Here is a 24,144-nt window from a genome sequence, read left to right as displayed (position 1 = left end):
ATGTCAGGGTGAACCGAGCATCCTTGGATAAGCGTCCGGACGAAGTAGCCACGATGTTTGACGACGTCGCCCCCAAATACGACGTCGTCAACGATGTCCTGTCCTTGGGGCAGACGCGGCGTTGGCGCAAGGTGGTGGTCGAGGCCATGGGCGTATCGGCCGGCCAGCGCGTCCTGGACCTCGCCGCGGGCACGGGCACGTCCAGCGAGCCGTACGCCGACGCAGGCATCAACGTCATCGCCTGCGATTTCTCCCTTGGCATGCTCAAGGTGGGCAAGCGCCGCCGCCCGGACATCGACTTCATCGCCGGGGATGCCACCCGCCTGCCATTCGCGGACAACACCTTCGACGCCAGCACGATCTCCTTTGGCCTGCGCAACGTCAACGAGCCGAAGAAGGCCCTGGCCGAGATGCTGCGGGTCACCAAGCCCGGCGGCCGGCTGGTCATCGCGGAATTCTCCCAGCCGGTGGTGCCCCTGTGGCGCACCATGTACACCGAATACCTCATGCGGGCCCTGCCGGCCATCGCCGTCAAGGTCTCCTCCAACCCCGACGCCTACGTCTACCTCGCCGAGTCCATCCGCGCCTGGCCGGACCAGGACCACCTCGCGGCCTGGCTGCAGGAGGCTGGCTGGGAAACCGTCACCTACCGCAACCTCAGCGGCGGCATCGTCGCCGTGCACCGGGCCCAGAAACCGCTGGCCGGCCCCGCAGCCGGCCCTGCCGCGGGCGCGAACGCACTGGCGGCCCACACCGGACCCGTGGCCAAGTTGCGCCGCAACATCACCCGGCCCGGCCGATAGCCGATCCCTGCTGTGAATGTACTGATCGTCGGGGCGGGCCCGGCCGGATCCACCGCCGCCTACTACCTTGCCAAAGCCGGCATTGACGTCACGGTGCTGGAGAAAACCAGCTTCCCCCGCGAGAAGGTCTGCGGCGACGGGCTCACCCCGCGCGCGGTCCGCGAGATCCAGAAGCTGGGACTCGCCCATCCCGAAACCGACGGCTGGCGGCGGAACAAGGGCCTGCGCCTGATCGCCGGCGGCCGCACGATCGAACTGCCCTGGCCGGAGGTGGCCGACTTCCCGCAGTACGGTCTGATCCGGACCCGGCTCGGCTTCGACGAACAGCTCGCCCGCCATGCCCAGTCCGCGGGCGCCGTCGTGCTGGAACGCCACAGCGTCACCGAGGCCCTCCGGTCCGAGGACGGCCGGGTCACCGGCGTGCGCGCGGCGCTGCTGGACAACTCCGGGCGCAAGACCGGCGAGACGCGCGACTTCAGTGCCGACGTCGTCCTCGCCGCCGACGGGAACTCGACACGCACCGCCGTCTCACTGGGCATCGGCAAGCGCGACGACCGCCCGCTCGGTGTGGCCGTGCGGACGTACTTCACCTCGCCGCGGCACGAGGACGACTGGATGGAAGGCTGGCTCGAGCTTCCCGGCCGCGACGGCAAACTCCTGCCCGGCTACGGCTGGGTGTTCGGCGTCGGCGACGGCACCTCCAACGTGGGCCTGGGCATCCTGAACTCCTCGAAGGACTTCGGCAAGCTGGACTATAAGCAGGTGCTGCGCGAATGGACCGCCGGCATGCCCGCCGACTGGGGCTTCACCCCGGAGAACCAGGTGGGCGAGATCCGCGGCGCCGCGCTGCCCATGGGCTTCAACCGCACCCCGCACTATTCTCCGGGTCTGCTGCTCCTCGGCGACGCCGGCGGCATGGTCTCCCCGTTCAACGGCGAGGGCATCTCCTACGCCATGGAGTCCGCCCGCTTCGCGGCCGAATTCATCGCCGACGCCGCTGCCCGGTCCGCGTCTGCCGGCTGGGGGTCCGGGACGGAGGCTGTCAGGGCCGCCGACGCGCACCTTGCCCGGTACGCCGACTACGTGCGGCAGCAGTGGGGCTCACACTTCACGCTGGGCCGGGCGTTCGCCGCCCTGATCGGCAAGCCGGCCGTCATGAAACTGGCCCTCCGGACCGGCATGCCTGTCCCCGTGCTCATGCGTTTCGTGGTGCGGATGCTGGCCAACCTCACCGATCCTGCCGCCAAGGGCTTTGAGGACCGGGTCATCCGGGTCTTGGAGTCCCTGGTTCCCGCCACGTCCAATCAGGCAACGTCCACCAAGGCCGCACTCACCACGGACAGTGTTCCGCGCTCCGGCACCAACTCCGCGGTTTCCGCAACAAAAAGTTAGGGTTAACCCGTGACCAACTCTGCAGACCAAAGCTGGACGCACGCCGGACACGGCCTGCCGAGCGCTGAACCCAGCCTCAACACCACCGCGATCGCCACAGGCCTCCAACTGCCGGCAGGCTTCTCGGCCATTGCGGGCGACCCCGAGCTGGGCCCCGCGCTCACCACCAACCTGGCGCGCGTCGAGAAGAAGCTGCGCGAAGCCATCGCCAACTCTGATCCCCTGGCTGACGCAACGTCGCGTCACCTCGTGGAAGCCGGCGGCAAGCGCATCCGGCCGCTGCTGACCCTGCTGTGCGCCCACCTCGGCGATGCCTCCCTGCCCGCAGTGGTGCAGGCCGCCGTCGTCGTCGAACTGACGCACCTCGCCACCCTCTACCACGACGACGTCATGGACTCCGCGCCGTTCCGCCGGGGGGCGCCGACGGCCCACGAGGTCTGGGGCAACTCCGTCGCGGTCCTGACCGGCGACCTCATCTTTGCGCGCGCCTCCATCCTGGTCTCGGAGCTTGGGTCCCGGGCGCTTGGCATCCAGGCCCGCACCTTTGAACGGCTCTGCCTGGGCCAGCTGCACGAGACCGTGGGTCCGCGCCCGGACGAGGACCCCTTGGCGCACTACCTCTCCGTCATCGCGGACAAGACCGGCTCGCTCGTGGCCGCCTCAGGGCAGCTTGGCGCGATCTTCTCCGGCGCCGACGAATCCTACGAGCCCATCCTGGTTGAGTACGGCGAGAAGGTGGGCGTGGCCTTCCAGCTCGCCGACGACGTCATCGACGTCACCGGGATCAAGGTCAAGTCCGGCAAGTCGCCTGGAACCGACCTGCGCGAAGGCGTCCCCACCCTGCCCGTGCTGCTGCTGCGCAACGCGGCCCGCGACGGCGATCAGGCCGCCGTCGAACTGCTGACGCTGATCGACGGCGATCTCAGCTCGGATGAGGCCCTGGCCGCCGCCGTGGCCGGACTCCGGGAACACCCCGTCACCGCACAGTCCTGGGTGGTTGCACGTGCCTGGGCCGATGAGGCCATTGCCGCCCTTGCCCCGCTGCCCGAAGGCGTCGTGAAGGCCTCGCTGACCAGCTTTGCCCACGCCGTAGTGGACCGCAGCAGCTAGGTCCCCGGCTTCCGGCCGCTGAGCCTTCAGCGCCGTCCCCGGTCGGTCTGTCCCGCTGAGCCGGGCCGCCGTCCAGCCGGGCCTCCGGCTTAAACGGAATGGCCCCGGTTCCTCACAACGTTCGAGTCTTCCGTTGTGCCGAACCGGGGCCATTTCTCCGTTCGCATCAGATCCACCGGAGGCATTTGGTGAACCCAAGAAAGAGCATATGACAACTTTGTAATACTGTCCAGCGGTTTTGTAATTTGATTGTCACAGGTTTCGTCGGCAGCTTGGCGGAGCCCCCGGGACACCTGGGGCTCGTTTCGGCCGTGCGGGGCCACTTTGGCGTGTTGCGGGCTGGTTCCAGGCTGTTTTCTCGGCGTGTTGGCGTCAAAGTGCCCCACAGCGGCACGGGGTGTCCGGTCCGAGGTTTTCCACATGGCGCAACCGGGCCGCGCCCTAAGGATCCCCGACAGGGCACATTGGCGGAATGGACGTTGCCACTTATCTTGCTTCACGGGGAGGGACGGCCGCCACGGCGGACCTTGGCCGGGCCGGATTCAGCCGCCACCGACTTGCCGTGGCCGTGGCCCAGGGCACCGTGGTGAGGATCCGCCGCGGGCAATATGGGCTTCCGCAGGATTCCGGCGTCTACCGGGCGGCGCGCGAACTGAAGGGGTTGCTGACGTGCCTCTCGGCCGCTCCGGGCTACGGCTTGTGGACTTTGGCGCCGGCCCAGTCGATGCATTTGTGTCTTGGGCACCGGGCGGCACCGCCCGGCACCGTGGCCCACGGCAGCTGCAGGCACCTCCGGCACCCGTGGCTGCCCGTGGCCGGACTCGCCGACGTCCTGATCCATGCACTCCATTGTCTGCCTGAATTGGAGGCCCTTGTCATGGTCCAGTGTGCTGTGGGCCGGGGGGACATCAGCCTGGCCTTCCTCCGCAGCCAACTCGGGGGCAACCGCAACGGCCGCGCCAGGTCGGTACTGGACCTCGTCATTGCCCGGGCCGATTCGCTGCTGGAAGTCCTCGCCAACACCGCTTTCCGCAGGGCCGGGCTGCACGTGCGCCGACATGTGGAGATTCCCGGGGTAGGGGAGGTGGACTTCCTCGTTGAGGACTGCATCGTCGTGGAGACTGATGGTGCCTCGCACCTGGAGCCGCTGCAAGTCAAGAAGGACCGGCGGCGGAACAACGCAAGCCTCATCGGCGGCTACCTGGTGCTCAGGTTCGGTTACGACGACGTCGTCCATCACCCGGATCGGATGGTTGCGGAGGTTCTGGCGGTGCTGGAGTTGTGGCGCAGTGGGGCTTTCAGGCCGTGACGGGCAGGTCGCGGCGGCCGTCCGGGGCTACATTGGCGCCTGAGCAGGGGATCTCCGGGCCGGACGACGGTGTGTCAGTCTCAAAGTGCCCCCGTACCGCCGGGCCCGGGCCCGGCCCAAGCCGTGAAGGCCTAGTCCTCGTCCTCGTCGTTGAAGGCCCACTCGAACATGTCGAAGACGAATTCGGAGAAGGTCCCTTCCTCGCTCTTCCACTGGCCGCGGGCGTTGTTGCGGCGGTACACGATGGGATCCGGGATGCTGAGGTCCCCGACGCGGAAGCCCCAGGTGAACTGCTCTTCCTCGTCCTCGAGGAACATGAGGAAACCCTCGTCATCTACTTCGAGCTCTTCGGGGTCCCAGAAGTAGTGGTAGGCCTCCATGATGTCCTCGCAGCCGCCGACGGCCAGGTAGAACTCGCGCAGGACCAGCGGGACCTGGAATTGGTGTTCGGCGAGGGCGGCGTCGAGCTCCTCGGCCGGGAGGCCATCTTCTTCCTGCCATTCGTCTTCGAGATACTTCGGAACAAGCGCGCGGAATTTCTCGAGGAACATGTCAGTCATGGTCTTATCCTAGCTAATCCTCAGCGGTCGTTTTCCGCGGTATCCAGGCCCAGCCGGTGCCAGCCGCGCACCGCCAGCGGAACGTACCAGTGGCGCCGCCAGGCCGTGACCCGGAAGGCGAAGACAATCCCGGCGACGGCGCAGGCGGTCACCGCGGTGAAGGTCCCCGTGAGGGACAGGACCACGGTCGACGCCGACCCGGCGAACGCCGGCAGCGCGTACAGATCCTTCGGGTCGAAGAGCTGCGGCACCTCGTTGGCGGTGATATCCCGCAGCAGGCCGCCACCTACCGCTGTCGTGACACCCAGCAGGACGGCGGCCACAGGATTCATCCCTGCGGCCAAGGCCTTCAGTGTGCCGGTGATGCAGAACAGGGCCAGGCCGCCGGCGTCGAACAGGACCAGCAGCGACGTGAAGCGCTGGACGCTGGAGAACAGGAAATACACCAGCACCGTGGCAAACAGGGGCGGCGCCAGATACGCCGGGTTGGTGAACGCGGCGGGCGGGCCTGCGCTGATGATGATGTCGCGGATGACGCCGCCGCCCAGGCTCACCACCGAGGCCAGGAGCAGCGAGCCGATGATGTCGAACTGCTTCCGCGCCGCGAGCAGCGAGCCGGAGACCGCAAAGAAGAACACGCCGGCGAGGTCAAGCCAGACCAGGACAAGGCTGAAGGAGAAGGTCATGAAGCGTCCCGGTCGATTGCAAGGGGGCGGATAGGGCGGCTCCAAGGTTACGCTAACGGCTATGAATACCCCCATCCTGATCGCCTGCGCCCACGGCACGTCGAGCCCGCAGGGGGCAGCGGAGGTCAATGCGCTCCGGGACGGCATCGCCGGGCTCCGTCCCGGGCTGGACGTCCGCGAGGCCTACGTCGACGTGCAGGACCCGGACCTGCCGGCCGTCGTGGCGGCCCTCCCGGCGGGGGAGACCGCCGTCGTGGTTCCGCTGCTGCTCAGCGTCGGGTACCACGTCAAGGTGGACATCGCCCGCGCCGTGAAGAGCCGGCCCAATTCCCTGGCCGCGGCGCCGCTCGGGCCGGATCCGCGGCTCGCAGCGCTGCTGGATGCGCGGTTGCGCGAGGCCGGGGTAACGGACAACGACGCCGTGGTCCTCGCCGCCGCCGGTTCCTCCGATCCCAGAGCCGCACAGAGTGTCGAGGAACTCACGGAACAGCTCCGTGCCCTGCGTTCCAACCGGATCGTGGCCGCCTACGGCGCCTCCGCCAAACCCTCGGTTCCCGACGCGGTCGCCATGCTCCGCGAGGAGGCCGCCGGCGGTGCCGGCGCGGGGGAGTCGGCAGGAGCGGTGGACCTTGGCGGACGGGTGGTCATCGCCTCGTATCTTCTGGCGCCCGGCTTCTTCCACGACCAGCTGGCCAAGGCCGGCGCGGACCTGGTGACGGCGCCGCTGCTGCCCTCGCCGGTCCTCGCCGAAATTGCCCTGGAACGCTTCGACGCGGCGCTGGCCGGGTCATCGCAACCCCTGCCCTGACGGTCCGCGCAGATGCACAGCCGGTGGGCGACTTCAAGGGTTTCCGGCGGTTCGTGACGAAATGTTGCCCTAGGTGACTCCCCGTTTCTGACCCTTTGTGACGGGATTACGGCCGCCCCTACAGTCGATGCATGACTGATACAGCTCTAGCCGGAGCGTCCACGGACGAGGCTGCCGCCGGCCGCACCAAGCGCCCTTCCCGCCCGGCCGCAAAGCCGCACGGGCAGTGGAAAGTGGACGGCACCACGCCGCTGAACGCCAACGAGACCTGGAAACAGGAAGACAACGGCCTGAACGTCCGCGAGCGTATCGAGTCCGTCTACTCCAAGCACGGCTTCGACTCGATCGACGGCACCGACCTGCACGGCCGCTTCCGCTGGTGGGGGCTCTACACCCAGCGCAAACCCGGGATCGACGGCGGCAAGACTGCCACGCTTGAACCGCACGAGCTCGAAGACAAATACTTCATGCTCCGGGTCAGGATCGACGGCGGTGCGCTCACCACCGAGCAGCTGCGCGTCATCGGCCAGATCTCCGTGGACTTCGCCCGCGACTCGGCCGACCTCACGGACCGCCAGAACATCCAGCTGCACTGGATCCGGGTCGAAGACATGCCCGAGATCTGGCGCCGGCTCGAGGGCGTCGGGCTGTCCACCACGGAAGCCTGCGGCGACGTGCCCCGCGTGATCCTCGGCTCCCCGGTGGCGGGCATCGCCAAGGACGAGATCATCGACCCCACGCCGCTGATCCAGGAACTCGCCGAGCGGTTCATCGGGGACCCGGAACTGGCCAACCTGCCGCGCAAATTTAAGACCGCCATCACCGGCCACCCCAGCCAGGACGTGGTGCACGAGATCAACGACGTCGCCCTGGTGGGCCTGGTCCACCCCGAACTCGGCATCGGCTACGACCTCTGGGTGGGCGGCGCGCTTTCCACCAACCCCATGCTGGGCAAGCGCCTCGGCGCCTTCGTCCGGCCGGACCAGGCTGCCGACGTGTGGCTCGGCGTCACCAGCATCTTCCGCGACTACGGCTACCGGCGCATGCGCACCAAGGCCCGCCTGAAGTTCCTGCTGGCCGACTGGGGACCGGTGAAGTTCCGCCAGGTCCTCGAGGACGAATACCTCGGCTACAAGCTCGCCGACGGCCCGGCCGCCCCGAAGCCCTCCACGCCCGGCGACCACATCGGCGTGCACGAACAAAAGGACGGCAAGTTCTTCATCGGCGCCACCCCGCTGGCCGGCCGCCTCTCCGGCAGCCAGCTGGTCAAGCTCGCGGACACCCTGGAGGCCCGCGGCTCGCAGCGCCTGCGCACCACCCCGCACCAGAAGCTCGTGGTCCTTGACGTGCCCAAGGACGAGGTGGACCCGCTCGTGGCCGAGCTCGACGCGCTGGGCCTGTCCGCCCGGCCGTCCGTGTTCCGCCGCGGCACCATCGCCTGCACCGGCATCGAGTTCTGCAAGCTCGCCATCGTGGAAACGAAGGTGACCGCGGCGACGGCGGTGGCCGAACTGGAGCGCCGCCTGGCCGACCTCGCCGAGAGCAAGCAGCTGCCCCAGGCGCTGTCCCTGCACATCAACGGCTGCCCCAACTCCTGCGCCCGGATCCAGACGGCGGACATCGGCCTCAAGGGCATGATGCTGCCAACGCCCGACGGCGACCCCACACCGGGCTTCCAGGTCCACCTCGGCGGCGGGCTCGCGTCCGACAGCCGCGAGGAGGCAGGCCTGGGCCGGACCGTCCGCGGCCTCAAGGTCACGGCCGGGGAGCTGCCGGACTACGTGGAACGCGTGGTCCGGAAGTTCGTCGCCGACCGCTCCGAGGGCCAAAGCTTCGCCGAGTGGGCTTTCGCCGCGGAGGAGGGTGATCTTCAGTGACCGCAGTTCTCCGCACCCACGACGAGCTCAAGGCCCTCGCCGAGACCGGTGCCGCCGAGCTCGGATGGGACGCCCCGGCCCGCGACGTCATTGCCTGGGTGGCCCGCAATTTCGAGCTGCCGACGGTCGCCGTCGCCTGCTCCATGGCGGATGCGGTCCTCCCGGCGCTGGTCGCGGACCAGCTTCCCGGCGTCGACGTCCTGTTCCTGGAGACCGGCTACCACTTCCCAGAGACGCACGCGACACGCGATGAGGTGGCGGCCAACCTGCGCGTCAACGTAGTGGACGTGCTGCCGGAGAACACCGTGGAGCAGCAGGACCGGCTCCTGGGCAAGGACCTCTTCGCCCGCGACCCCGCGCAGTGCTGCGCCCTGCGTAAGGTGGCGCCGCTGCGCCGCACCCTGGCCGGCTACGAGCTCTGGTTCACCGGGGTCCGCCGCGACGAGGCCCCCACCCGCACCAACACGCCGCTGGTCACCTGGGACGAGGCCAATGGCCTGGTCAAGGTCAACCCGGTGGCGGCGTGGTCTTTCGACCAGCTGGTGCAGTACTCGATCGATTTCCTTCTTCCCGTCAACCCGCTGCTTTCACAGGGCTATCCGTCCATTGGCTGCCAGCCTTGCACCCGCAAGGTGGCGCCCGGCGACGACCCCCGCGCCGGACGCTGGGCAGGAACCGACAAGACAGAATGCGGACTACACGTATGAGAACTCAAACCACCAACGAGGACCTGGAGCTGTCCGTGCTGGGCAACGACGCTGCTGGGACGCCGACTGCCGCCCCGGGAGTGGTATCGGGCCTGTCGGAGCCGCGCGCTGGGCTGATCGAAGATCAGCCGCGCGGCGCAGGGGCGGGGGCGGCAATCGGCGTCGCAGCCCCAGGTCGCCTTTCCAGCCTGGACACCCTTGAGTCCGAGGCCATTCACATCATCCGCGAGGTGGTCGCCGAGTTCGAGAAGCCTGCCCTCTTGTTCTCCGGCGGTAAGGACTCTGTGGTGATGCTGCACCTGGCCACGAAGGCCTTCTGGCCGGGTAAGGTGCCGTTCCCGGTGCTGCACGTGGACACCGGTCATAACTTTCCCGAGGTCATCGACTTCCGCGACCGCACCGTGGAGCGGCTGGGCCTGAAGCTCGTTGTCGGCTCCGTCCAGGAGTTCATCGACTCCGGTGAGCTGGCCGAGCGTGCCGACGGCACCCGCAACCCGCTGCAGACCGTGCCGCTGCTGGACGCGATCCAGCGCAACAAGTTCGACGCCGTCTTCGGCGGCGGCCGCCGGGACGAGGACAAGGCCCGGGCCAAGGAACGGATCCTGAGCCTGCGCGACGAGTTCGGCCAGTGGGACCCCCGCAACCAGCGGCCCGAGCTGTGGAACCTCTACAACGGCCGGCACACCGTGGGCCAGCACGTCCGCGCGTTCCCGATCAGCAACTGGACCGAACTGGATGTGTGGCGCTACATCGAGCGCGAGAACATCGAGCTGCCGGGCCTGTACTACGCCCACCGCCGCGAAGTCTTTGCCCGCGACGGCATGTGGCGCGCTGTCGGCGAGGTCTCCCAGCCGCGCGAACACGAGGAAGTCATCACCAAGACCGTCCGCTACCGGACCGTCGGCGACATGTCCTGCACCGGCGCCGTGGAATCGGACGCCGCCACGGTGCGCGACGTCGTCATTGAGGTTGCCGCCTCGACCATCACCGAACGTGGCGCCACCCGTGCTGATGACCGCATCTCCGAGGCCGCCATGGAAGACCGCAAGAAGGACGGCTATTTCTAATGAGCACGGAAACGTTTCTCCCGGGCCCGGACCTCGTTGCCGCGGCGCTGCCCACCACGCTGTTCCGCTTCGCCACCGCAGGCTCCGTCGACGACGGCAAGTCCACGCTGGTGGGCCGCCTCCTGCACGACTCGAAGGCGATCCTTGCCGACCAGCTCGACGCCGTCGCCCGCACTTCCGCGGATCGCGGGTTCGGCGGCGAAGGGGCCACCGGCACAAAAGCGATCGACCTCGCCTTGCTGACCGACGGCCTGCGCGCGGAACGCGAGCAGGGCATCACGATCGACGTCGCCTACCGCTACTTCGCCACTGACCGGCGCAGCTTCATCCTCGCGGACTGCCCGGGGCACGTGCAGTACACCAAGAACACGGTAACTGGCGCGTCCACCGCGGACGCCGTCGTCGTACTCATCGATGCCCGCAAGGGTGTCCTGGAGCAGACCCGCCGGCACCTGTCCGTGCTGCAGCTGCTGCGGGTGGCGCACGTGATCGTCGCCGTGAACAAGATCGACCTCGTGGACTTCAGCGAGGACGTGTTCCGCGCGATCGAGGCGGATGTCCAGCAGGTCGGGCGCGAACTCGGGCTCGGGTCCGACGGTGTCGCCGACCTCCGGGTCATCCCCGTGTCCGCGCTCGACGGCGACAACGTGGTCGATGCCTCGGAGCGCACCCCGTGGTACGACGGCCCGGCGCTGCTGGAAGTGCTCGAGACGCTGCCGGCCGCGGACGAACTCGAAAGCCACCTCGAGAGCTTCCGTTTCCCGGTCCAGCTGGTGGTCCGGCCGCAGGGCGCGCTGGCTCCGGATGCCATCGCCGGCGGCCTCGATCCGGAGGCGTACCGCGACTACCGTGCCTACGCCGGCCAGATCACCGAAGGCTCGGTCAAGGTGGGGGACCAGGTCAGCATCCTGACCCCGGGCCAGGAGCCGCGCACCACCACCGTCACCGGGATCGACTTCGCTGGCCGCGAGCTCGCCGAGGCGGCAGCACCGCAGTCCGTGGCCCTTCGCCTGGCGGATGAATTCGACGTCGCCCGCGGCGACACCATCGCGGCCGCCGGGACCGTGCGCGAAGCATCGGCAGACCTTTACGCCGCGCTGTGCTGGCTCTCGCCCAAACCGCTCCGGGAGGGCGCCAAGGTCCTGGTCAAGCACGGCACCCGCACCGTCCAGGCGCTGGTCCGGAACGTGACGGGCAAGCTGGACCTCGCCAGCTTCGGCCTGGAGCCGACCACCACCCTGGAGCTGAACGACATCGGGCACGCGCAGCTTCGGCTCGCCGCCCCGCTTCCGCTGGAGAATTACCTGCACCACCGCCGCACCGGGGCGTTCCTCGTGATCGACCCGCTCGACGGCAACACCCTCGCCGCAGGCCTGGTCAACGACCACCCCGGCGACCACGAGGACGAGCGCTACTCGATCTAGGCCACGTGTCACACGGGCGCAGCTTGTTTCCCGGTCGGTCGCCATTGGCGGTGGTCCGGGAAACAAGCTGCCCTCTTTTGGGGCCGAATGTGACGCTGCGTGAACCCGCGTGACCCCCGGTTTCCGGGCCGTTGAACCCCGAATATGACACTCCCTATGGTGAATGAATGAAGACACAGGAACGGTTCCCCGGCCTCCCCCGCAGGGACTTCCAGGGGCGATGTCGCCGGCGCTGACCATCCGCCCGGCCCTTCCGCACACACCCCAGAACAGGACTTCACCCATGTCACACACCCCCGAAAACCCCGGGCACGGCACGCAGCCCGGCACCACCCGGATCGTCGCCGGCGAGACCGGCAAACCCAAACGCAAGCGCACCCTGGAGATCGCCCTGGTCGCGGGGCTTGTGCTCCTGATCGGCGCCGGGGCCGCCGTGGCATCCTCGCTGTCCCGCAGCCCGGAAACCGCCCCTGCAGCGGCCGCGGCGGACGCCGGCCCGGCCACCGAGCTCAAGCTCGGCTACTTTGGCAACATCACCCACGCCCCGGCCCTGGTTGGCGTCAATAAGGGGTTCATCGCCAAGGACCTCGGGGCGACCAAGCTCAGTACACAGGTGTTCAACGCCGGCCCGGCCGCGATCGAGGCCCTCAACGCCGGCGCCATCGACGCCACCTACATCGGGCCCAACCCGGCCATCAACTCCCACGTCAAGAGCAACGGCCAATCCATCAGCATCATTGCCGGCGCAACGTCCGGCGGAGCGCAGCTGGTGGTCAAGCCCGGCATCACCTCGGCCGCCGACCTCAAGGGCAAGACGCTCGCGTCGCCGCAGCTCGGAGGCACCCAGGACGTGGCCCTCCGCGCCTGGCTCGGCAAGCAGGGGTTCAAGACTTCCACGGACGGCAGCGGCGACGTCTCGATCAACCCGACCGAGAACGCGCAGACCCTCAAGCTGTTCCAGGACGGCAAGCTCGACGGCGCGTGGTTGCCCGAGCCCTGGGCCTCCCGCCTGGTGCTCCAGGCCGGCGCGAAGGTCCTGGTCGACGAGAAGGACCTGTGGGAGAAGGGCGAGTTCGTCACCACCGTCCTGATCGTCAACAAGACGTTCGCGGCCGAGCACCCTGCCACCGTGCAGGCGCTGCTGAAGGGACATGTCGAATCCGTGGACTGGCTCAACGCGGCGCCCGCCGCCGAGAAAGCCACCGTCCTCAACGACGGACTCAAGGCAGCCGCCGGCAAGGCGCTGCCGGCCGACGTCATCGACCGGTCCCTGAAGAACATTGTCTTCACCACCGACCCGCTCGCAGGGACGTACAAGAAACTGCTCCAGGACGGCGTCGACGCCGGTACCACCAAGCAGGCCGACATCAACGGCATCTTCGACCTCACGGCGCTCAACAGTGTTCTGAGCGAGAGTGCGGCCGGCAAGAAGATCTCCGCCGAAGGGCTCGGCAAAGAGTAGCTCCCTGGCCTCCAGCCACCCGCCACAACAGTAAGGACCAGACCATGCCAGTCGTACTGGAACACCTGGGCAAGCGCTTCGGCGCCGGCGCCCCGGTGCTGGACGACGTCAACGCCACCATCGGGCAGGGCGAGTTCGTCGCCCTGCTCGGTGCTTCCGGCTGCGGCAAGTCCACCCTGCTCAACATCATGGCGGGACTGGAGGCCCCGACGTCGGGGGCCCTGGAAGTGCCCAGCGACGGCGCCGCCTTCATGTTCCAGGACGCGGCACTGTTTCCCTGGCTGACCGCGCGGGAGAACATCGAGCTGGCCCTGAAGCTGCGCGGCGTCGGGAAAGCTGATCGCCGGGTCAGGGCGGGGGAGCTGCTGGACCTGGTGCACCTGGGCGGAGCGGGGGACAAACGGCCCCACGAACTCTCCGGAGGGATGCGCCAGCGCGTGTCCCTGGCCCGGTCGCTGGCCCAGGACCGCCAGCTGCTCCTCATGGACGAGCCGTTCGCGGCCCTGGACGCCATCACGCGGGACCTGCTCCATGACGAGCTGGAACGGATCTGGAAGGAAACCGGCCGGACCATCGTCTTTGTCACGCACAACGTCCGCGAGGCCGTCCGGCTTGGCCAGCGCGTCCTGCTGCTGTCCTCCCGGCCCGGCCGCGTGGTGCGGGAATGGCACGTCAGCGAAGAGCACCGCACGGACGCCGGACTGGCCGGCCAGCTCACCGGCGAAATCACCGCCCGGCTACGCGAGGAGATCCGCCGCCATGCCAAGTAACCAGCTACCCGTGGCGGAAGCCCCGGCCGAGACCCGCAAAGTCCATGCAGCGCTGACCCGGTCCTCCACCGGCAAGGAAGATCTCCGCGAGCTCGAAGCAGGCCTCGATTCCCTGCAGTCAGACTCCATCCGCAAGGTCCGCATCGACTGGAGCCGGATCCTGCTGCCGGTGGCTGCGCTCGCGGTGTTGATCATCCTGTGGCAGTTGTACGTCTCCCTCGGCTTCAAGCGGCGCGACGTCGTGCCCGGCCCGCTGGATGTCGTCGGCCAGGTCGGAACCTTGTGGAGCGAGGGCAAGCTTCAAGAGGCCGTCTGGACCTCGCTGCAGCGCGGCGTCGTGGGCTTCTTGATCAGCGTGGTGATCGCGACGCCGGTGGGTCTCGTGCTGGCCCAGGTGGCACCGCTGCGCCGCGCGTTCGGGCCGCTGATCTCCGGGCTGCAGGTCCTGCCGTCGGTGGCCTGGGTGCCGGCCGCCATTCTCTGGTTTGGGATCACGGACGCCACCGTGTATTTCGTGGTGTTCATGGGTGCCATTCCCTCGATCATCAATGGCCTGATCTCCGGTGTGGACCAGATTCCGCCGCAGTACCGCAGCGTCGGAAAGGTCCTGGGTGCGTCCCGGCTCCAGCTGGCCCTGCAGATCATCCTGCCGGCGGCCCTGCCCGGATACCTCGGTGGCCTCAAGCAGGGCTGGGCGTTCTCGTGGCGCTCGCTCATGGCGGCGGAAATCATCGCCGTCGGCGGCACCATCGGCTTCGGCCTGGGCTCCATGCTGGACCAGGGCCGCGTCCTGTCCGACATGACCATCGTCATGTCCGCCATCCTGCTGATCCTCGCCGTCGGAATCCTGATCGAGCTGCTCGTGTTCGCCCCGATTGAAAAGCGGTTGCTCCGCCGCCGGGGCCTCCTGGCCGGCAGCACCCGCTAGACCCACCATCCAGCCCCACCAAAGCAACGCGGGGTCCCTTACGGTCCATAATCCTTAGGTTTATGGGCCGTAAGGGACCCCGCGTTGCTTTTTCGATGACTCCTTGCCCGGACACGGGCACGGGCCTACACTCGCGCCTAGAGGCCGGGTTACGGCCCATTCCACGACTGATGCAAAGCCCGATTCCACCACTGATCCCTAGGAGGTCGCTGTGGCAGCAAAATTTGGCGTGCTGGCCCTGGTCGAAGCCAAAGCGGGGAAGGAACAGGACGTCTGGGACTTCCTGAACGGAGGGCGGGAGATCGTGCTCAATGAGCCCGGAACGCGAACCTGGTATGCCTTCCGGGTCAACGAGAACACCTTCGGCATCTTCGACACCTTCGATACCGAGGAAGACAGGCAGGCCCACCTGGGCGGCGCCATCCCCGCCGCCCTTGGCGAGCACGGTCCCGCCCTGCTCGCCAAGGATCCCGACATCAAACTCATCGAGCTCATCGCCGTGAAGTAGGCCGTGGCCCGCGCTCCGAGCACCCGAGCCACTAAGACGCCGGCGGGGCGGGGGCACATTGGCGCGGACACGCCGTCATTCTGGCCCGAGATGTCTGCTTCGGACGTCAAAGTGCCCCCGGACCGCTCCCAGCCTGCCCAGATGAGCCCACAGGACCCCGCAATTATGTGACGCGGCGTTACCTTGCGTGAACTGGTGTTGCCGCACCGTTGTTCCGCTATGTGACGCCGCCCTATCGTCGATGCATGGCAATTCAGGACATTTACCCCACGGCGCTGCGCCTCCTCGGCCGTCCCGTGCTGGTGGTCGGCGCCGGACCGGTGGCCGCCCGGCGCACCAAGGGCCTGCTCGACGCCGGAGCCCGCGTCACCGTCGTGGCACCGGTTGCCTGCCCGGCGCTGGCTGAACTCGCCGACGCCGGCCTCCTGAACTGGGAGCCCCGCCCGTACCGGCCCTCCGACTTCGACGGCGTCTGGTTTGTCCAGACCGCCACCGGCGACGCCGCCGTGGACGCCCAGGTCTCTGCCGACGCCGAGGCGCAGCGCATCTGGTGCGTCAATGCCTCCGACCACGAAGCGTCCGCCGCCTGGACGCCTGCCGTCGCCGTGGTGGACGACGTCAAGATCGCCGTCAACGCCGGTGGAGACCCGCGCCGTGCCATGGCCCTGCGCGACGCCGTCGCCACCGCCCTGGCCACCGGAGACCTGCCGCTGCGCCGGCACCGTCTTTCCGGCACGGGGGCAACAACCGGATCCGTGGCCCTCGTGGGCGGCGGCCCCGGCGACACCGGACTCATCACCGTCCGCGGCCGCCGGCTCCTTGGCCAGGCCGACGTCGTGGTGGCGGACCGGCTCGGCCCGCGTGAACTCCTGGCCGAACTGGCCCCCGACGTCCGCGTGGTGGAGGTCGGCAAGACCCCCGGCCACCATCCGGTGCCACAGTCCGAGATCAACCGGATCCTGGTCGAGGAAGCCCTGCAGGGCCACCGCGTGGTCCGGCTCAAGGGCGGCGACCCCTACGTGCTGGGCCGCGGCGGCGAGGAAGCCGAATTCTGCCGGCAGCACGGCGTCGAGGTCGAAGTGGTTTCCGGTGTCACGTCGGCCATATCCGTCCCAGCCGCCGCCGGCATCCCGGTCACGCACCGCGGGCTCGCCAAAGGCTTCAGTGTGGTCACCGGCCACGAGGAACTCGCAGAAGTTCCGGCCCGTGCCGACCACACTGTGATCCTGCTCATGGGCGTGGGCCAGCTGCGCGATTCCGCAGCCTCCCTGGCCCGCGCCGGTTTGCCTCTTCAGACGCCTGTTGGCATCGTAGAGAATGGATACCTGCCAAACCAGCGGGTGACCATCGGAACCCTCGGGACCATCGCGGACCAGGCGGAGGCCGCAGGCGTAGCGAACCCCGCCGTGATCGTGATCGGCGACGTGGTCCGCGTCAGCCCGTTCGCGCCGTCGCACTTCAAGACCGCGGACTACAGCACCACCTCCCCGAACGCTCCCCGCACCACCAAGACCCGCGTACTGACCCCCTAACACCCGTCGATTGCTCCATAACTGCCGTTATCAAGCCCCAAAAGGGCGTTTGTGGAGCAACGGATGCAGAAGAAAAAAGGAACACAGCCGTGTCAACTAGCACCCCCGTAGGAACCGCCGCCCGCCCGCTGCGCGTCGCCGTCGTCGGCTCCGGTCCCGCCGGCGTCTACGCCGCGGACATCCTGACCAAGAGCGAGGCCGTCAAGAGCGGCGAGCTCACCGTCAGCATCGACCTCTTCGACCGCTACCCGGCACCCTACGGCCTGATCCGCTACGGCGTGGCCCCCGACCACCCCCGCATCAAGGGCATCGTCAACGCCCTGCACAAGGTCCTGGACCGCGGCGACATCCGGTTCTTCGGCAACGTGGACTACGGCACGGACTTGTCCATCGATGACCTCCGCACCCACTACGACGCCATCATCTTCGCCACCGGCGCCATCAAGGATGCGGACCTCAACATCCCCGGCATCGAGCTCGAGGGCTCGTACGGCGGCGCGGACTTCGTCTCCTGGTACGACGGCCACCCCGATGTGTCCCGCGAATGGCCGCTGGAGGCCAAGGAAATCGCCGTGATCGGCAACGGCAACGTGGCCCTCGACGTGGCCCGCATGCTCTCCAAGCACGCCGACGACCTCCTGGTCTCCGAAATCCCGGACAACGTCTACGCCGGGCTGAAGTCCTCGCCGGTCACGGACGTGCACGTGTTCGGCCGGCGCGGGCCGGCCCAGGTCAAGTTCACGCCCCTGGAACTGCGCGAACTCTCCCACTCCAAGGACGTGGACATCATCCTCTACGCCGAGGACTTCGAGTTCGACGCCGAATCGGACCGGCAGATCCAGAGCAACAACCAGACCAAGACCATGGTGGGCACGCTCACCAACTGGATCGCCGAACAGCCCGAGGACCTCTCCGAGCTCACCGCGTCCCGCCGGCTGCACCTGCACTTCCTGCACAGCCCGGTCGAGATCTACGGAGAAAAGACAGACGACGCCGGGACCCCCGGCCGCGTCGCCGGGATCAAGTTCGAGCGCACCGAACTGGACGGTACCGGCAACGCCCGCGGCACCGGCGAGTTTGTCGACTACCCGGTCCAGGCCGTGTACCGCGCCATCGGCTACTTCGGCTCCGCCCTCCCCGAGGTCGAGTTCGACCACAGCAAGGGCGTTGTCCAGAACGACGGCGGCCGCGTCCTGGACGCCGCCGGCAGCCACGTGCCGGGGCTCTACGCGACCGGCTGGATCAAGCGCGGGCCGGTAGGACTGATCGGCCACACCAAGGGTGACGCCCTCGAAACCGTGACCTACCTGCTCGAGGACCGCGAGAACCTGCCGGTGGCCGCGTCGCCCGCCCCCGAGGCGATCGTCGATCTCCTGGCGGGCCGCGGCGTCGAATACACCAGCTGGGAAGGCTGGCTGGCCCTGGACGAACACGAACGCGCCCTCGGGGAAAAGGCCACCGCCGCCGGCGGGTCGCACGGCGTCGCCGTCCAGCGCGAGCGCATCAAGGTGGTGCCCCGCGAGGACATGGTGGAGATCTCCCGCGGCGCCGCCGTCGAGGTCTAGCCTCAATCCAGAACACGACAGAGCAACGCGGGGTCACTTCGCGCCCGTCCCAGGCCGGGTTATGGGCGCGAAGTGACCCCGCGATGTGTTCAGGGCGTGAAAGGACGTGGAAACCTGGGCGGTAGTCAGTAGGCTTACCGTCATGGATGACCACGATTCGCCCAGGGCCGGCCAGTGAGGCTCCGCCACAGCAACGCGTCCGGCCGCGGATACCGCAGGGTTCCCGCCGGCACCGGGTTCAGTTACAAGGACCTGGACGGGTCCACCCTGCCGCCGGGCCCCGTGCGGGAACGGCTCGAGGGCATCGGGATCCCGCCGGCCTGGACGGACGTCTGGATCGCCCCGTACGACAACGGGCACATCCAAGCCACGGGCGTCGACGCGGTGGGCCGGCGGCAGTACATCTACCATCCGAGCTGGCGGGAACGGAAAGACCGGCTGAAGTTCGACCGTTCGCTCCAGCTGGCCGAGACCCTGCCGACCGCACGCCGCCTGGTGACCATGGACCTGCGCTCGGAAGGCCTGACCCGGGAACGCGTGCTGGCGGCCGCCTTTCGGATGCTCGACAGCGGATCGCTGCGCGTCGGCTCGGAGCGCTACACCAACGAAAACGGCAGCCATGGCCTCGCCACCCTGCTCTGCGCCCACGTCAAGGTGCGCAAGAACGAACTCCGGCTCAGCTTCCCGGCCAAGAGCGGCAAGACCTGGGAGTCGCGGATCGACGACGCCGACCTCGCCGCCGTCGTGCGCCAGCTCAAGCGCCGCGGCGGCAACGCCCGGCTGCTGGCCTACAGGGACGGCCGCAATTGGCATCCGGTGTCGAGCGCGGACATCAACGAGTACGTCAAGGAGCGCACGGGGGAGGACTTCACCGCGAAGGATTTCCGCACCCTTCGTGGGACGGCGGCGGCAGCGGTCAGCTTGGCGCAGAGCGGCCCGCAGGCGAAAGTCTCGGCCCGGAAGAGCGCGGTGAGCCAGGCCATGCAGGACGCGGCCGCGGTCCTGGGCAACACGCCGTCGATCGCCCGGAAAAGCTACGTGGATCCACGGCTGCTGGACCACTTCGCGGCCGGGGAGACGATCGACCCGAGGCGGCTGGATTCCGCCGAGTCCGAGATCCGCGCCCTGCTGTACCAGGAAGGCGACGTGGTGCCGCTGCGGAAGGCCGCGGGCTAGTAGCATCGCGCCGGCTTAGTTCGGCCGGCGCGGCTACATCCGGCCGAAGCGCGCCCGGACCAGCGCGAACACGCCGTAGGCAATGAACCCCGCCCCGATCGCCAGGAGCAGGTATGGGCCGAAGGGGTGGTCCCTGAGCGCCTTGAGGCTGCCGTCCAGGCCCGTGGAGGAGCCGGGGTTGTTGGTCGCCGCGGCGATGACGAACAGCAGCCCGGTCAGGATCAGCGCCAGCCCCTTCGCCACGTGGCCGGTGACGCCGAGCACACTGATCAGCTTGCCGCGGCGGGTCCCTTCGAAATGCTGCAGTTCCTCCTTGAACTTCTTCCCGAAGCCCTTGACGATGAAATACACGCCGATTCCCATGATGGTGAGCCCGAGGCCGACCAGAGCCGGGACCCCGAACGGTGACTGGACCAGAGCGGTGCTGAAATCCCGCGTCGAGTCGCCCGAATCGCCGCGCTGGCCGAGCCCGAAGCCCGCGAAGCTCAGCCCGACGCTCCCGTACGCTATGGCAAGGAAGCCGGAGGAAATGAGTTTGCCCAGCTGTTCCCGGCGCGGCAGGTGGCGGCCCCGGAGCGTCGCCTCGCTCAGCTGCCAGAGCGCGAGGCCCGCGCAGGCGATGCAGGCCACCCACATCACGGCCGGCCCCCAAGGGTTGGCGGCGAGTTGTTCGATGGCGCCGGTGGGTTCGGCCTGGCCCGGCGCGCCCAGGACCAGGGCGACGGCGATGGCCCCGATCACGATATGAAGCACGGCCATCACGGCGAATCCCGAACGTGCGACGACGTCGAGCACGTTACTGTTCGACGCCGCCTCCGCAGTGTCGACGGCGTCGCCGATGGCGGCTTCGATCCCGGACTCTTTTTCTGCCACGTTGATGCTGCCAAACCTCATCTGGTCCGGTGGAACGGTGTTGTGCCCCGGTGGTGCCCCGGCGGTGCCCCGGCGGCGTGCCGGTGGTGTGCCTACCCGCCGATTCTACGCGCGGCGAAGCGGCAGCCGCTTGGACTACCGCGTTTTTGGTAAGTGTGCTTACCATAGCCGGGTCATGGCCCCGCTCGTGGACATGCCGCGGACCGGCAGCCTTGCTGCCCCTGCGATTCGGATTCGAAGACAGATGATAGGAAGCTCAACATGGCAGGTAATCTTGTTGCCCGATCCATTCACGACCTGACGGCAGCCGCTTGGTTCGGCGGTTCCCTGATGGGCGCCATTGGGCTCAACGGTGCCACGGCTGTTGCCAAGGACCCGGCGGAACGTACCCGCCTCTCAAGCCTGGGCTGGAAGAAGTGGGCGCCGTACCAGACGGCGGCGTTTGGGGCGCATTTCCTTTCGGGCCTCGCCGTCATGTGGGAGAACAAGGGCCGGATGGCCAAGCAGGACGGCGTCACGCGGCTGAGCGTCTACAAGTCCGTCGTCACCCTCGCCGGTGCCGCTGTGACCCTGTACGCGGGCCTGCAGGGAGCCAAGGTCGAAAAACTGGCCGCCGAGGGCGCCAAGGGTGCCACCGAGCCGAAGCCGGGCGCCTCCGAGGAACTCCGTTCCGCGCAGCAGCAGCTGAAGATGCTGCAGTGGGCCATCCCCGTGTTCGCCGGCTGGGTGATTGTTCTCGGCGCCAAGCACGGCGAGATGCAGCGCCCCAAGAACGTCCTGAAGGGCCTCCAGGTCCGCTCACGCCGTAACAGGGGGAGCCGAGATTGCGGCCCGGCTCTTCGATTGCCGGGCCCGCAGGATGATCTTGAACAGTTCACCGAGGAACAGCAGCACCACGCCCGGCACCAGGCAGAGCAGCCACTGCTGGCCGGTGAGCGGCTCGGTGCCGAACAGGTCCTGCATCACCCTCATCTGGGTGATCAGCATCGAGCCGAGGACGGCCCACGCAAACGCCCAGAGCAGCTTCGGGTTGGACACCGTGGCGGGCCCGAAGGCGCTCTCGGTCGGGTAGCGCAGATTGAGCGCCACGAAGATGTTCATCAGCCCCAGCCCCACCACGGCCATGGTCTGGCCGACCTCCAGTGAACCGTAGGTGGTCTTGCCGATCTGCACGAGGATCAGCGTCGCGGCCGCCATGAAAAGCCCGACGACGAACAGGCGCACCATCATCGACCGGACGAGGATCGGCTGGTTGAAGGGCCGTGGCTTGCGGTCCATGATGCCCGGCGTCGCGAGATCCAGGCCCATCACCGCCCCGATCGGGGCGACGATTGCCATGTGGATCCACAGCACCTGGGCCGGACTGAGCAGGGCCGTGCCTGCGATGGCGAACGCCGAGGATCCGATGAACGCCAGAATGAACATGAACAGGTTGGCGACCTGGATCCGGATGAACTTCTGCAGGTTGTCGTACACGAGCCGGCCCTCTTCGACCGCCGCCACGATGGTGGCAAAGTTGTCGTCAGCCAGGATCATCTTGGCCGCGCCCTTGGCGACGTCGGTGCCGGTGATGCCCATCGCGATCCCGATGTCGGCAGCTGCAATGGCCGGTGCGTCGTTCACGCCGTCGCCGGTCATGGCGACGATGTTGCCCTTGCGCTTGAGCACCTCGACCAGCCTGACCTTGTGTTCGGGGGCGACACGGGCAATCACGCCGATCCCGTCCACCTGGCTGTCGGCCTCCGCGTCGCTCATGGCCGCGAACTCGGCCCCGGTCACCGCTCGGCCCCTGATGCCCAGCTCCTCGGCGATTGCCGCAGCCGTGACGGCGTGGTCGCCGGTGATCATCCGGACCCGGATGCCGGCGTGCTTTGCCTTGGCGATGGCGGCCACCGCCTCGGCACGCGGCGGGTCCACCTCGCCGATCAGCGCCGAAATCTCCAGGTCCTGCATCAGTGCCATCAGGTCACCCGAAGGCTGGAACGTCGCCGGGTCGAACTCGCGCTGCGCCAGGGCGAGCACCCGCCTGCCCTGGCTGGCAATGCGATCGTTCTCGGCAAGCACCTTGCCCCGCATTTCGTCGGTGAGACGCTCGGAGCGGCCGCCCGGCATCCGGCCGAAAGATGACCTGCTCAGGAGGACGTCGGGTGCCCCCTTCACGTAGGCCCGGATCACGGGCCTGCCATCGGCCCCCGGCATCCGGTGGAACGTGGCCATGAACTTGTAATCGGAATCGAACGGTACCGATGCCACGCGCGGGTTGTTCCGGCGGAATTCCCTGACGTCGACGCCGCCCTTCTGCGCGAGCACGTACAGTGCCGCCTCGGTGGGGTCCCCGACCACCTCGCCGTCGTTGATATCGGAGTCGTTGCACAGGGCACAGGAGTACATCACGTAGTCCAGGTCCCGCTCGGCGTCGCCGGTGGTCCGTTGAATCTGGCCGTCGAAACTGTAGCCCTCACCGCTGACGGTGTAGTGGTGCTGCACTGTGGTGATCTCCCGAACCGTCATTTGGTTCAGGGTCAGGGTGCCGGTCTTGTCCGAATTGATGGCCGACGTGGAGCCCAGGGTCTCGACCGCAGGGAGAACCTTCATGATGGCGTTCTTCTTGGCCATATTGACCGATCCGACGGACAGGATGGTGGTGACGACGGCGGGCAGCGCGTCCGGGATGGAGCCGACGGCCAGCGCCACACCGATTCCGAAGAGCACCGCGAAGGACTCGCCCGAGGCCAGGCCCATCACGACGATGGCGATAAACGCGAAGAGGGCCGCGACAATGATGAAGATGGTGAGCCGGTCCACCTGCTTGGTGAGCGGAGTCTTCTCCGCCTTCTGTCCGGACAGCATGTGGGCGATGTGGCCGACCTCCGACCCCATGCCGGTGGTGGTGACGAGGATTTCGCCGTGGCCCCGCGTTACGTTGGTGTTCATGAACGCCATGTTCAGGCGGTCGCCGATGCCGACGTCGTGCCGGCCGATGGTCGCGGTGTCCTTCTCGACGGCGACGCTCTCTCCGGTCAGGGCGCCCTCCTCGATCTGGAGGGTTGCCGCCAGGATGATCCGGCCGTCGGCGGGGACGCGGTCACCGGCGTCGACCACCACGATGTCGCCGGGGACGATCTGTTCGGCGGGGAGCTCCACAACGTCACCGTCGCGGCGCACCTTGGCCATAGCCTTCATCATCTGCCCCAGGGAGGCGGCGGCTTCCTCGGCCTTGCCCTCCTGGTGGTAGCCCAGCCACGCGTTGAACAGCGTCAGCAGGGCCAGACCAATGGCGGTTCCGTATTCCGCGATCAGCAAGCTGACCAGGGCGGCGACCACAAGGACGATCTGCATGTAGTCCTGATAGTGCTTGAAGAACCGTTTCCACACCGGCTCCTGCTTTGCGGCGGCCAGGGCGTTCGGGCCGTACTCCTGCAGCCGCTGCTGCGCCTCTTCCGTGCTCAACCCGCCAGCCGGATCCACCTTCAGCTCGGCCGCCACTTCCGCCGGTGCCAGCGCGTACCAGCTCGCGTCCGCCTCCGCCGGGGCCACCCCAGCTACTGCTCCGGGATCGTCGCTCATGACTTCCTCCTCATCGCCGG

General features: G+C 68.1%; 20 protein-coding genes and 1 pseudogene. 17 read left to right on the top strand and 4 right to left on the bottom strand.

Going from position 1 to position 24,144, the window contains the following annotated elements; all coding sequences use genetic code 11:
* Positions 1 to 8: 8 nt before the first annotated feature.
* The 4 genes from AC1DXI_RS08755 (at position 9) to AC1DXI_RS08740 (ending at position 4,614) form a co-directional block, all read left to right on the top strand.
* Entirely contained in the window at positions 9 to 803 is a 795-nt protein-coding gene (locus tag AC1DXI_RS08755; protein WP_476938252.1) for a demethylmenaquinone methyltransferase, read from the top strand.
* 12 nt (positions 804 to 815) lie between these two features.
* Positions 816 to 2,195 (top strand): geranylgeranyl reductase family protein, encoded by a 1,380-nt coding sequence (locus AC1DXI_RS08750; RefSeq protein ID WP_476938251.1) that lies wholly within the window; start codon positions 816 to 818, stop codon positions 2,193 to 2,195.
* Between the two features lie 9 nt (positions 2,196 to 2,204).
* Positions 2,205 to 3,305 (top strand): polyprenyl synthetase family protein, encoded by a 1,101-nt coding sequence (locus AC1DXI_RS08745; protein ID WP_476938250.1) that lies wholly within the window; start codon positions 2,205 to 2,207, stop codon positions 3,303 to 3,305.
* 472 nt (positions 3,306 to 3,777) lie between these two features.
* Positions 3,778 to 4,614, top strand: a complete 837-nt coding sequence (locus AC1DXI_RS08740; RefSeq protein ID WP_476938249.1) for a DUF559 domain-containing protein — start codon at positions 3,778 to 3,780, stop codon at positions 4,612 to 4,614.
* A 131-nt stretch (positions 4,615 to 4,745) separates the two neighbouring features.
* Here the strand turns inward: AC1DXI_RS08740 and AC1DXI_RS08735 are convergent, their stop codons facing one another.
* Both AC1DXI_RS08735 and AC1DXI_RS08730 read right to left on the bottom strand, forming a co-directional pair.
* Positions 4,746 to 5,174, bottom strand: a complete 429-nt coding sequence (locus AC1DXI_RS08735) for a hypothetical protein (RefSeq protein WP_018775149.1) — start codon at positions 5,172 to 5,174, stop codon at positions 4,746 to 4,748.
* Positions 5,175 to 5,194: 20 nt separating this feature from the next.
* Complete coding sequence (locus AC1DXI_RS08730) at positions 5,195 to 5,860, bottom strand: trimeric intracellular cation channel family protein (protein ID WP_476938248.1); 666 nt, start codon at positions 5,858 to 5,860, stop codon at positions 5,195 to 5,197.
* A gap of 61 nt (positions 5,861 to 5,921) precedes the next feature.
* On the opposite strand from AC1DXI_RS08730, the gene AC1DXI_RS08725 reads away from it, so the two are divergent.
* From AC1DXI_RS08725 to AC1DXI_RS08670, 12 genes are all read left to right on the top strand, one after another.
* Positions 5,922 to 6,668, top strand: coding sequence for a sirohydrochlorin chelatase (locus tag AC1DXI_RS08725; RefSeq protein WP_476938247.1), 747 nt, complete (start codon positions 5,922 to 5,924; stop codon positions 6,666 to 6,668).
* Positions 6,669 to 6,799: 131 nt separating this feature from the next.
* Positions 6,800 to 8,545 (top strand): nitrite/sulfite reductase, encoded by a 1,746-nt coding sequence (locus AC1DXI_RS08720; protein ID WP_370123966.1) that lies wholly within the window; start codon positions 6,800 to 6,802, stop codon positions 8,543 to 8,545.
* Positions 8,542 to 9,252 (top strand): phosphoadenylyl-sulfate reductase, encoded by a 711-nt coding sequence (locus AC1DXI_RS08715; RefSeq protein WP_476938246.1) that lies wholly within the window; start codon positions 8,542 to 8,544, stop codon positions 9,250 to 9,252. Before AC1DXI_RS08720 ends, AC1DXI_RS08715 begins: the two co-directional genes overlap by 4 nt.
* Positions 9,249 to 10,319: a sulfate adenylyltransferase subunit CysD gene (gene cysD / locus AC1DXI_RS08710; protein ID WP_476938245.1), complete on the top strand. Its 1,071-nt coding sequence runs from the start codon at positions 9,249 to 9,251 to the stop codon at positions 10,317 to 10,319. The genes AC1DXI_RS08715 and cysD overlap by 4 nt, the downstream gene beginning before the upstream one ends.
* Positions 10,319 to 11,743 (top strand): sulfate adenylyltransferase subunit 1, encoded by a 1,425-nt coding sequence (locus AC1DXI_RS08705; RefSeq protein WP_476938244.1) that lies wholly within the window; start codon positions 10,319 to 10,321, stop codon positions 11,741 to 11,743. Before cysD ends, AC1DXI_RS08705 begins: the two co-directional genes overlap by 1 nt.
* A gap of 283 nt (positions 11,744 to 12,026) precedes the next feature.
* Positions 12,027 to 13,205: an ABC transporter substrate-binding protein gene (locus AC1DXI_RS08700; protein WP_476938243.1), complete on the top strand. Its 1,179-nt coding sequence runs from the start codon at positions 12,027 to 12,029 to the stop codon at positions 13,203 to 13,205.
* A 44-nt stretch (positions 13,206 to 13,249) separates the two neighbouring features.
* Positions 13,250 to 13,975 (top strand): ABC transporter ATP-binding protein, encoded by a 726-nt coding sequence (locus tag AC1DXI_RS08695; protein ID WP_018775157.1) that lies wholly within the window; start codon positions 13,250 to 13,252, stop codon positions 13,973 to 13,975.
* Positions 13,965 to 14,903 (top strand): ABC transporter permease, encoded by a 939-nt coding sequence (locus tag AC1DXI_RS08690; RefSeq protein ID WP_476938242.1) that lies wholly within the window; start codon positions 13,965 to 13,967, stop codon positions 14,901 to 14,903. The genes AC1DXI_RS08695 and AC1DXI_RS08690 overlap by 11 nt, the downstream gene beginning before the upstream one ends.
* Before the next feature lie 211 nt (positions 14,904 to 15,114).
* Entirely contained in the window at positions 15,115 to 15,411 is a 297-nt protein-coding gene (locus tag AC1DXI_RS08685; protein ID WP_018775159.1) for a putative quinol monooxygenase, read from the top strand.
* Positions 15,412 to 15,656: 245 nt separating this feature from the next.
* Entirely contained in the window at positions 15,657 to 16,943 is a 1,287-nt protein-coding gene (gene cobA / locus AC1DXI_RS08680; RefSeq protein ID WP_476938241.1) for a uroporphyrinogen-III C-methyltransferase, read from the top strand.
* Positions 16,944 to 17,032: 89 nt separating this feature from the next.
* The gene (locus tag AC1DXI_RS08675) at positions 17,033 to 18,508 is read left to right on the top strand and encodes an FAD-dependent oxidoreductase (protein ID WP_476938240.1); all 1,476 of its coding nucleotides are present in this window, start codon (positions 17,033 to 17,035) and stop codon (positions 18,506 to 18,508) included.
* A 174-nt stretch (positions 18,509 to 18,682) separates the two neighbouring features.
* Positions 18,683 to 19,684 (top strand): DNA topoisomerase IB, encoded by a 1,002-nt coding sequence (locus tag AC1DXI_RS08670; protein WP_476938239.1) that lies wholly within the window; start codon positions 18,683 to 18,685, stop codon positions 19,682 to 19,684.
* 33 nt (positions 19,685 to 19,717) lie between these two features.
* Here AC1DXI_RS08670 and AC1DXI_RS08665 read toward each other — a convergent pair whose 3' ends face one another.
* Positions 19,718 to 20,578, bottom strand: coding sequence for a DUF1206 domain-containing protein (locus AC1DXI_RS08665; RefSeq protein ID WP_476938238.1), 861 nt, complete (start codon positions 20,576 to 20,578; stop codon positions 19,718 to 19,720).
* A 240-nt stretch (positions 20,579 to 20,818) separates the two neighbouring features.
* Between AC1DXI_RS08665 and AC1DXI_RS08660 the strand changes: the two are divergent.
* Positions 20,819 to 21,349: pseudogene (locus AC1DXI_RS08660) on the top strand (hypothetical protein); the annotation flags it as partial.
* A 6-nt stretch (positions 21,350 to 21,355) separates the two neighbouring features.
* Here the strand turns inward: AC1DXI_RS08660 and AC1DXI_RS08655 are convergent.
* Positions 21,356 to 24,124, bottom strand: a complete 2,769-nt coding sequence (locus AC1DXI_RS08655; RefSeq protein ID WP_476938237.1) for a cation-translocating P-type ATPase — start codon at positions 24,122 to 24,124, stop codon at positions 21,356 to 21,358.
* Between the last annotated feature and the right edge of the window lie 20 nt (positions 24,125 to 24,144).

Source organism: Arthrobacter sp. P1_H7 (genome assembly GCF_056405215.1).
Note: the sequence above shows the minus strand (reverse complement) of the source record. Positions and strands in the feature narration are given on the sequence as shown.

Bases quoted from the DNA above. Each gene is read 5' to 3' on its own strand.
- AC1DXI_RS08725 (WP_476938247.1), top strand. From the start codon at position 5,922: ATGAATACCCCCATCCTGATCGCCTGCGCCCACGGCACGTCGAGCCCG.
- AC1DXI_RS08690 (WP_476938242.1), top strand. From the start codon at position 13,965: ATGCCAAGTAACCAGCTACCCGTGGCGGAAGCCCCGGCCGAGACCCGC.
- cysD (WP_476938245.1), top strand. From the start codon at position 9,249: ATGAGAACTCAAACCACCAACGAGGACCTGGAGCTGTCCGTGCTGGGC.
- AC1DXI_RS08705 (WP_476938244.1), top strand. From the start codon at position 10,319: ATGAGCACGGAAACGTTTCTCCCGGGCCCGGACCTCGTTGCCGCGGCG.
- AC1DXI_RS08655 (WP_476938237.1), bottom strand. From the start codon at position 24,124: ATGAGCGACGATCCCGGAGCAGTAGCTGGGGTGGCCCCGGCGGAGGCG.
- AC1DXI_RS08695 (WP_018775157.1), top strand. From the start codon at position 13,250: ATGCCAGTCGTACTGGAACACCTGGGCAAGCGCTTCGGCGCCGGCGCC.
- AC1DXI_RS08730 (WP_476938248.1), bottom strand. From the start codon at position 5,860: ATGACCTTCTCCTTCAGCCTTGTCCTGGTCTGGCTTGACCTCGCCGGC.
- AC1DXI_RS08735 (WP_018775149.1), bottom strand. From the start codon at position 5,174: ATGACTGACATGTTCCTCGAGAAATTCCGCGCGCTTGTTCCGAAGTAT.
- AC1DXI_RS08665 (WP_476938238.1), bottom strand. From the start codon at position 20,578: ATGAGGTTTGGCAGCATCAACGTGGCAGAAAAAGAGTCCGGGATCGAA.
- AC1DXI_RS08740 (WP_476938249.1), top strand. From the start codon at position 3,778: ATGGACGTTGCCACTTATCTTGCTTCACGGGGAGGGACGGCCGCCACG.
- AC1DXI_RS08700 (WP_476938243.1), top strand. From the start codon at position 12,027: ATGTCACACACCCCCGAAAACCCCGGGCACGGCACGCAGCCCGGCACC.
- cobA (WP_476938241.1), top strand. From the start codon at position 15,657: ATGGCAATTCAGGACATTTACCCCACGGCGCTGCGCCTCCTCGGCCGT.
- AC1DXI_RS08720 (WP_370123966.1), top strand. From the start codon at position 6,800: ATGACTGATACAGCTCTAGCCGGAGCGTCCACGGACGAGGCTGCCGCC.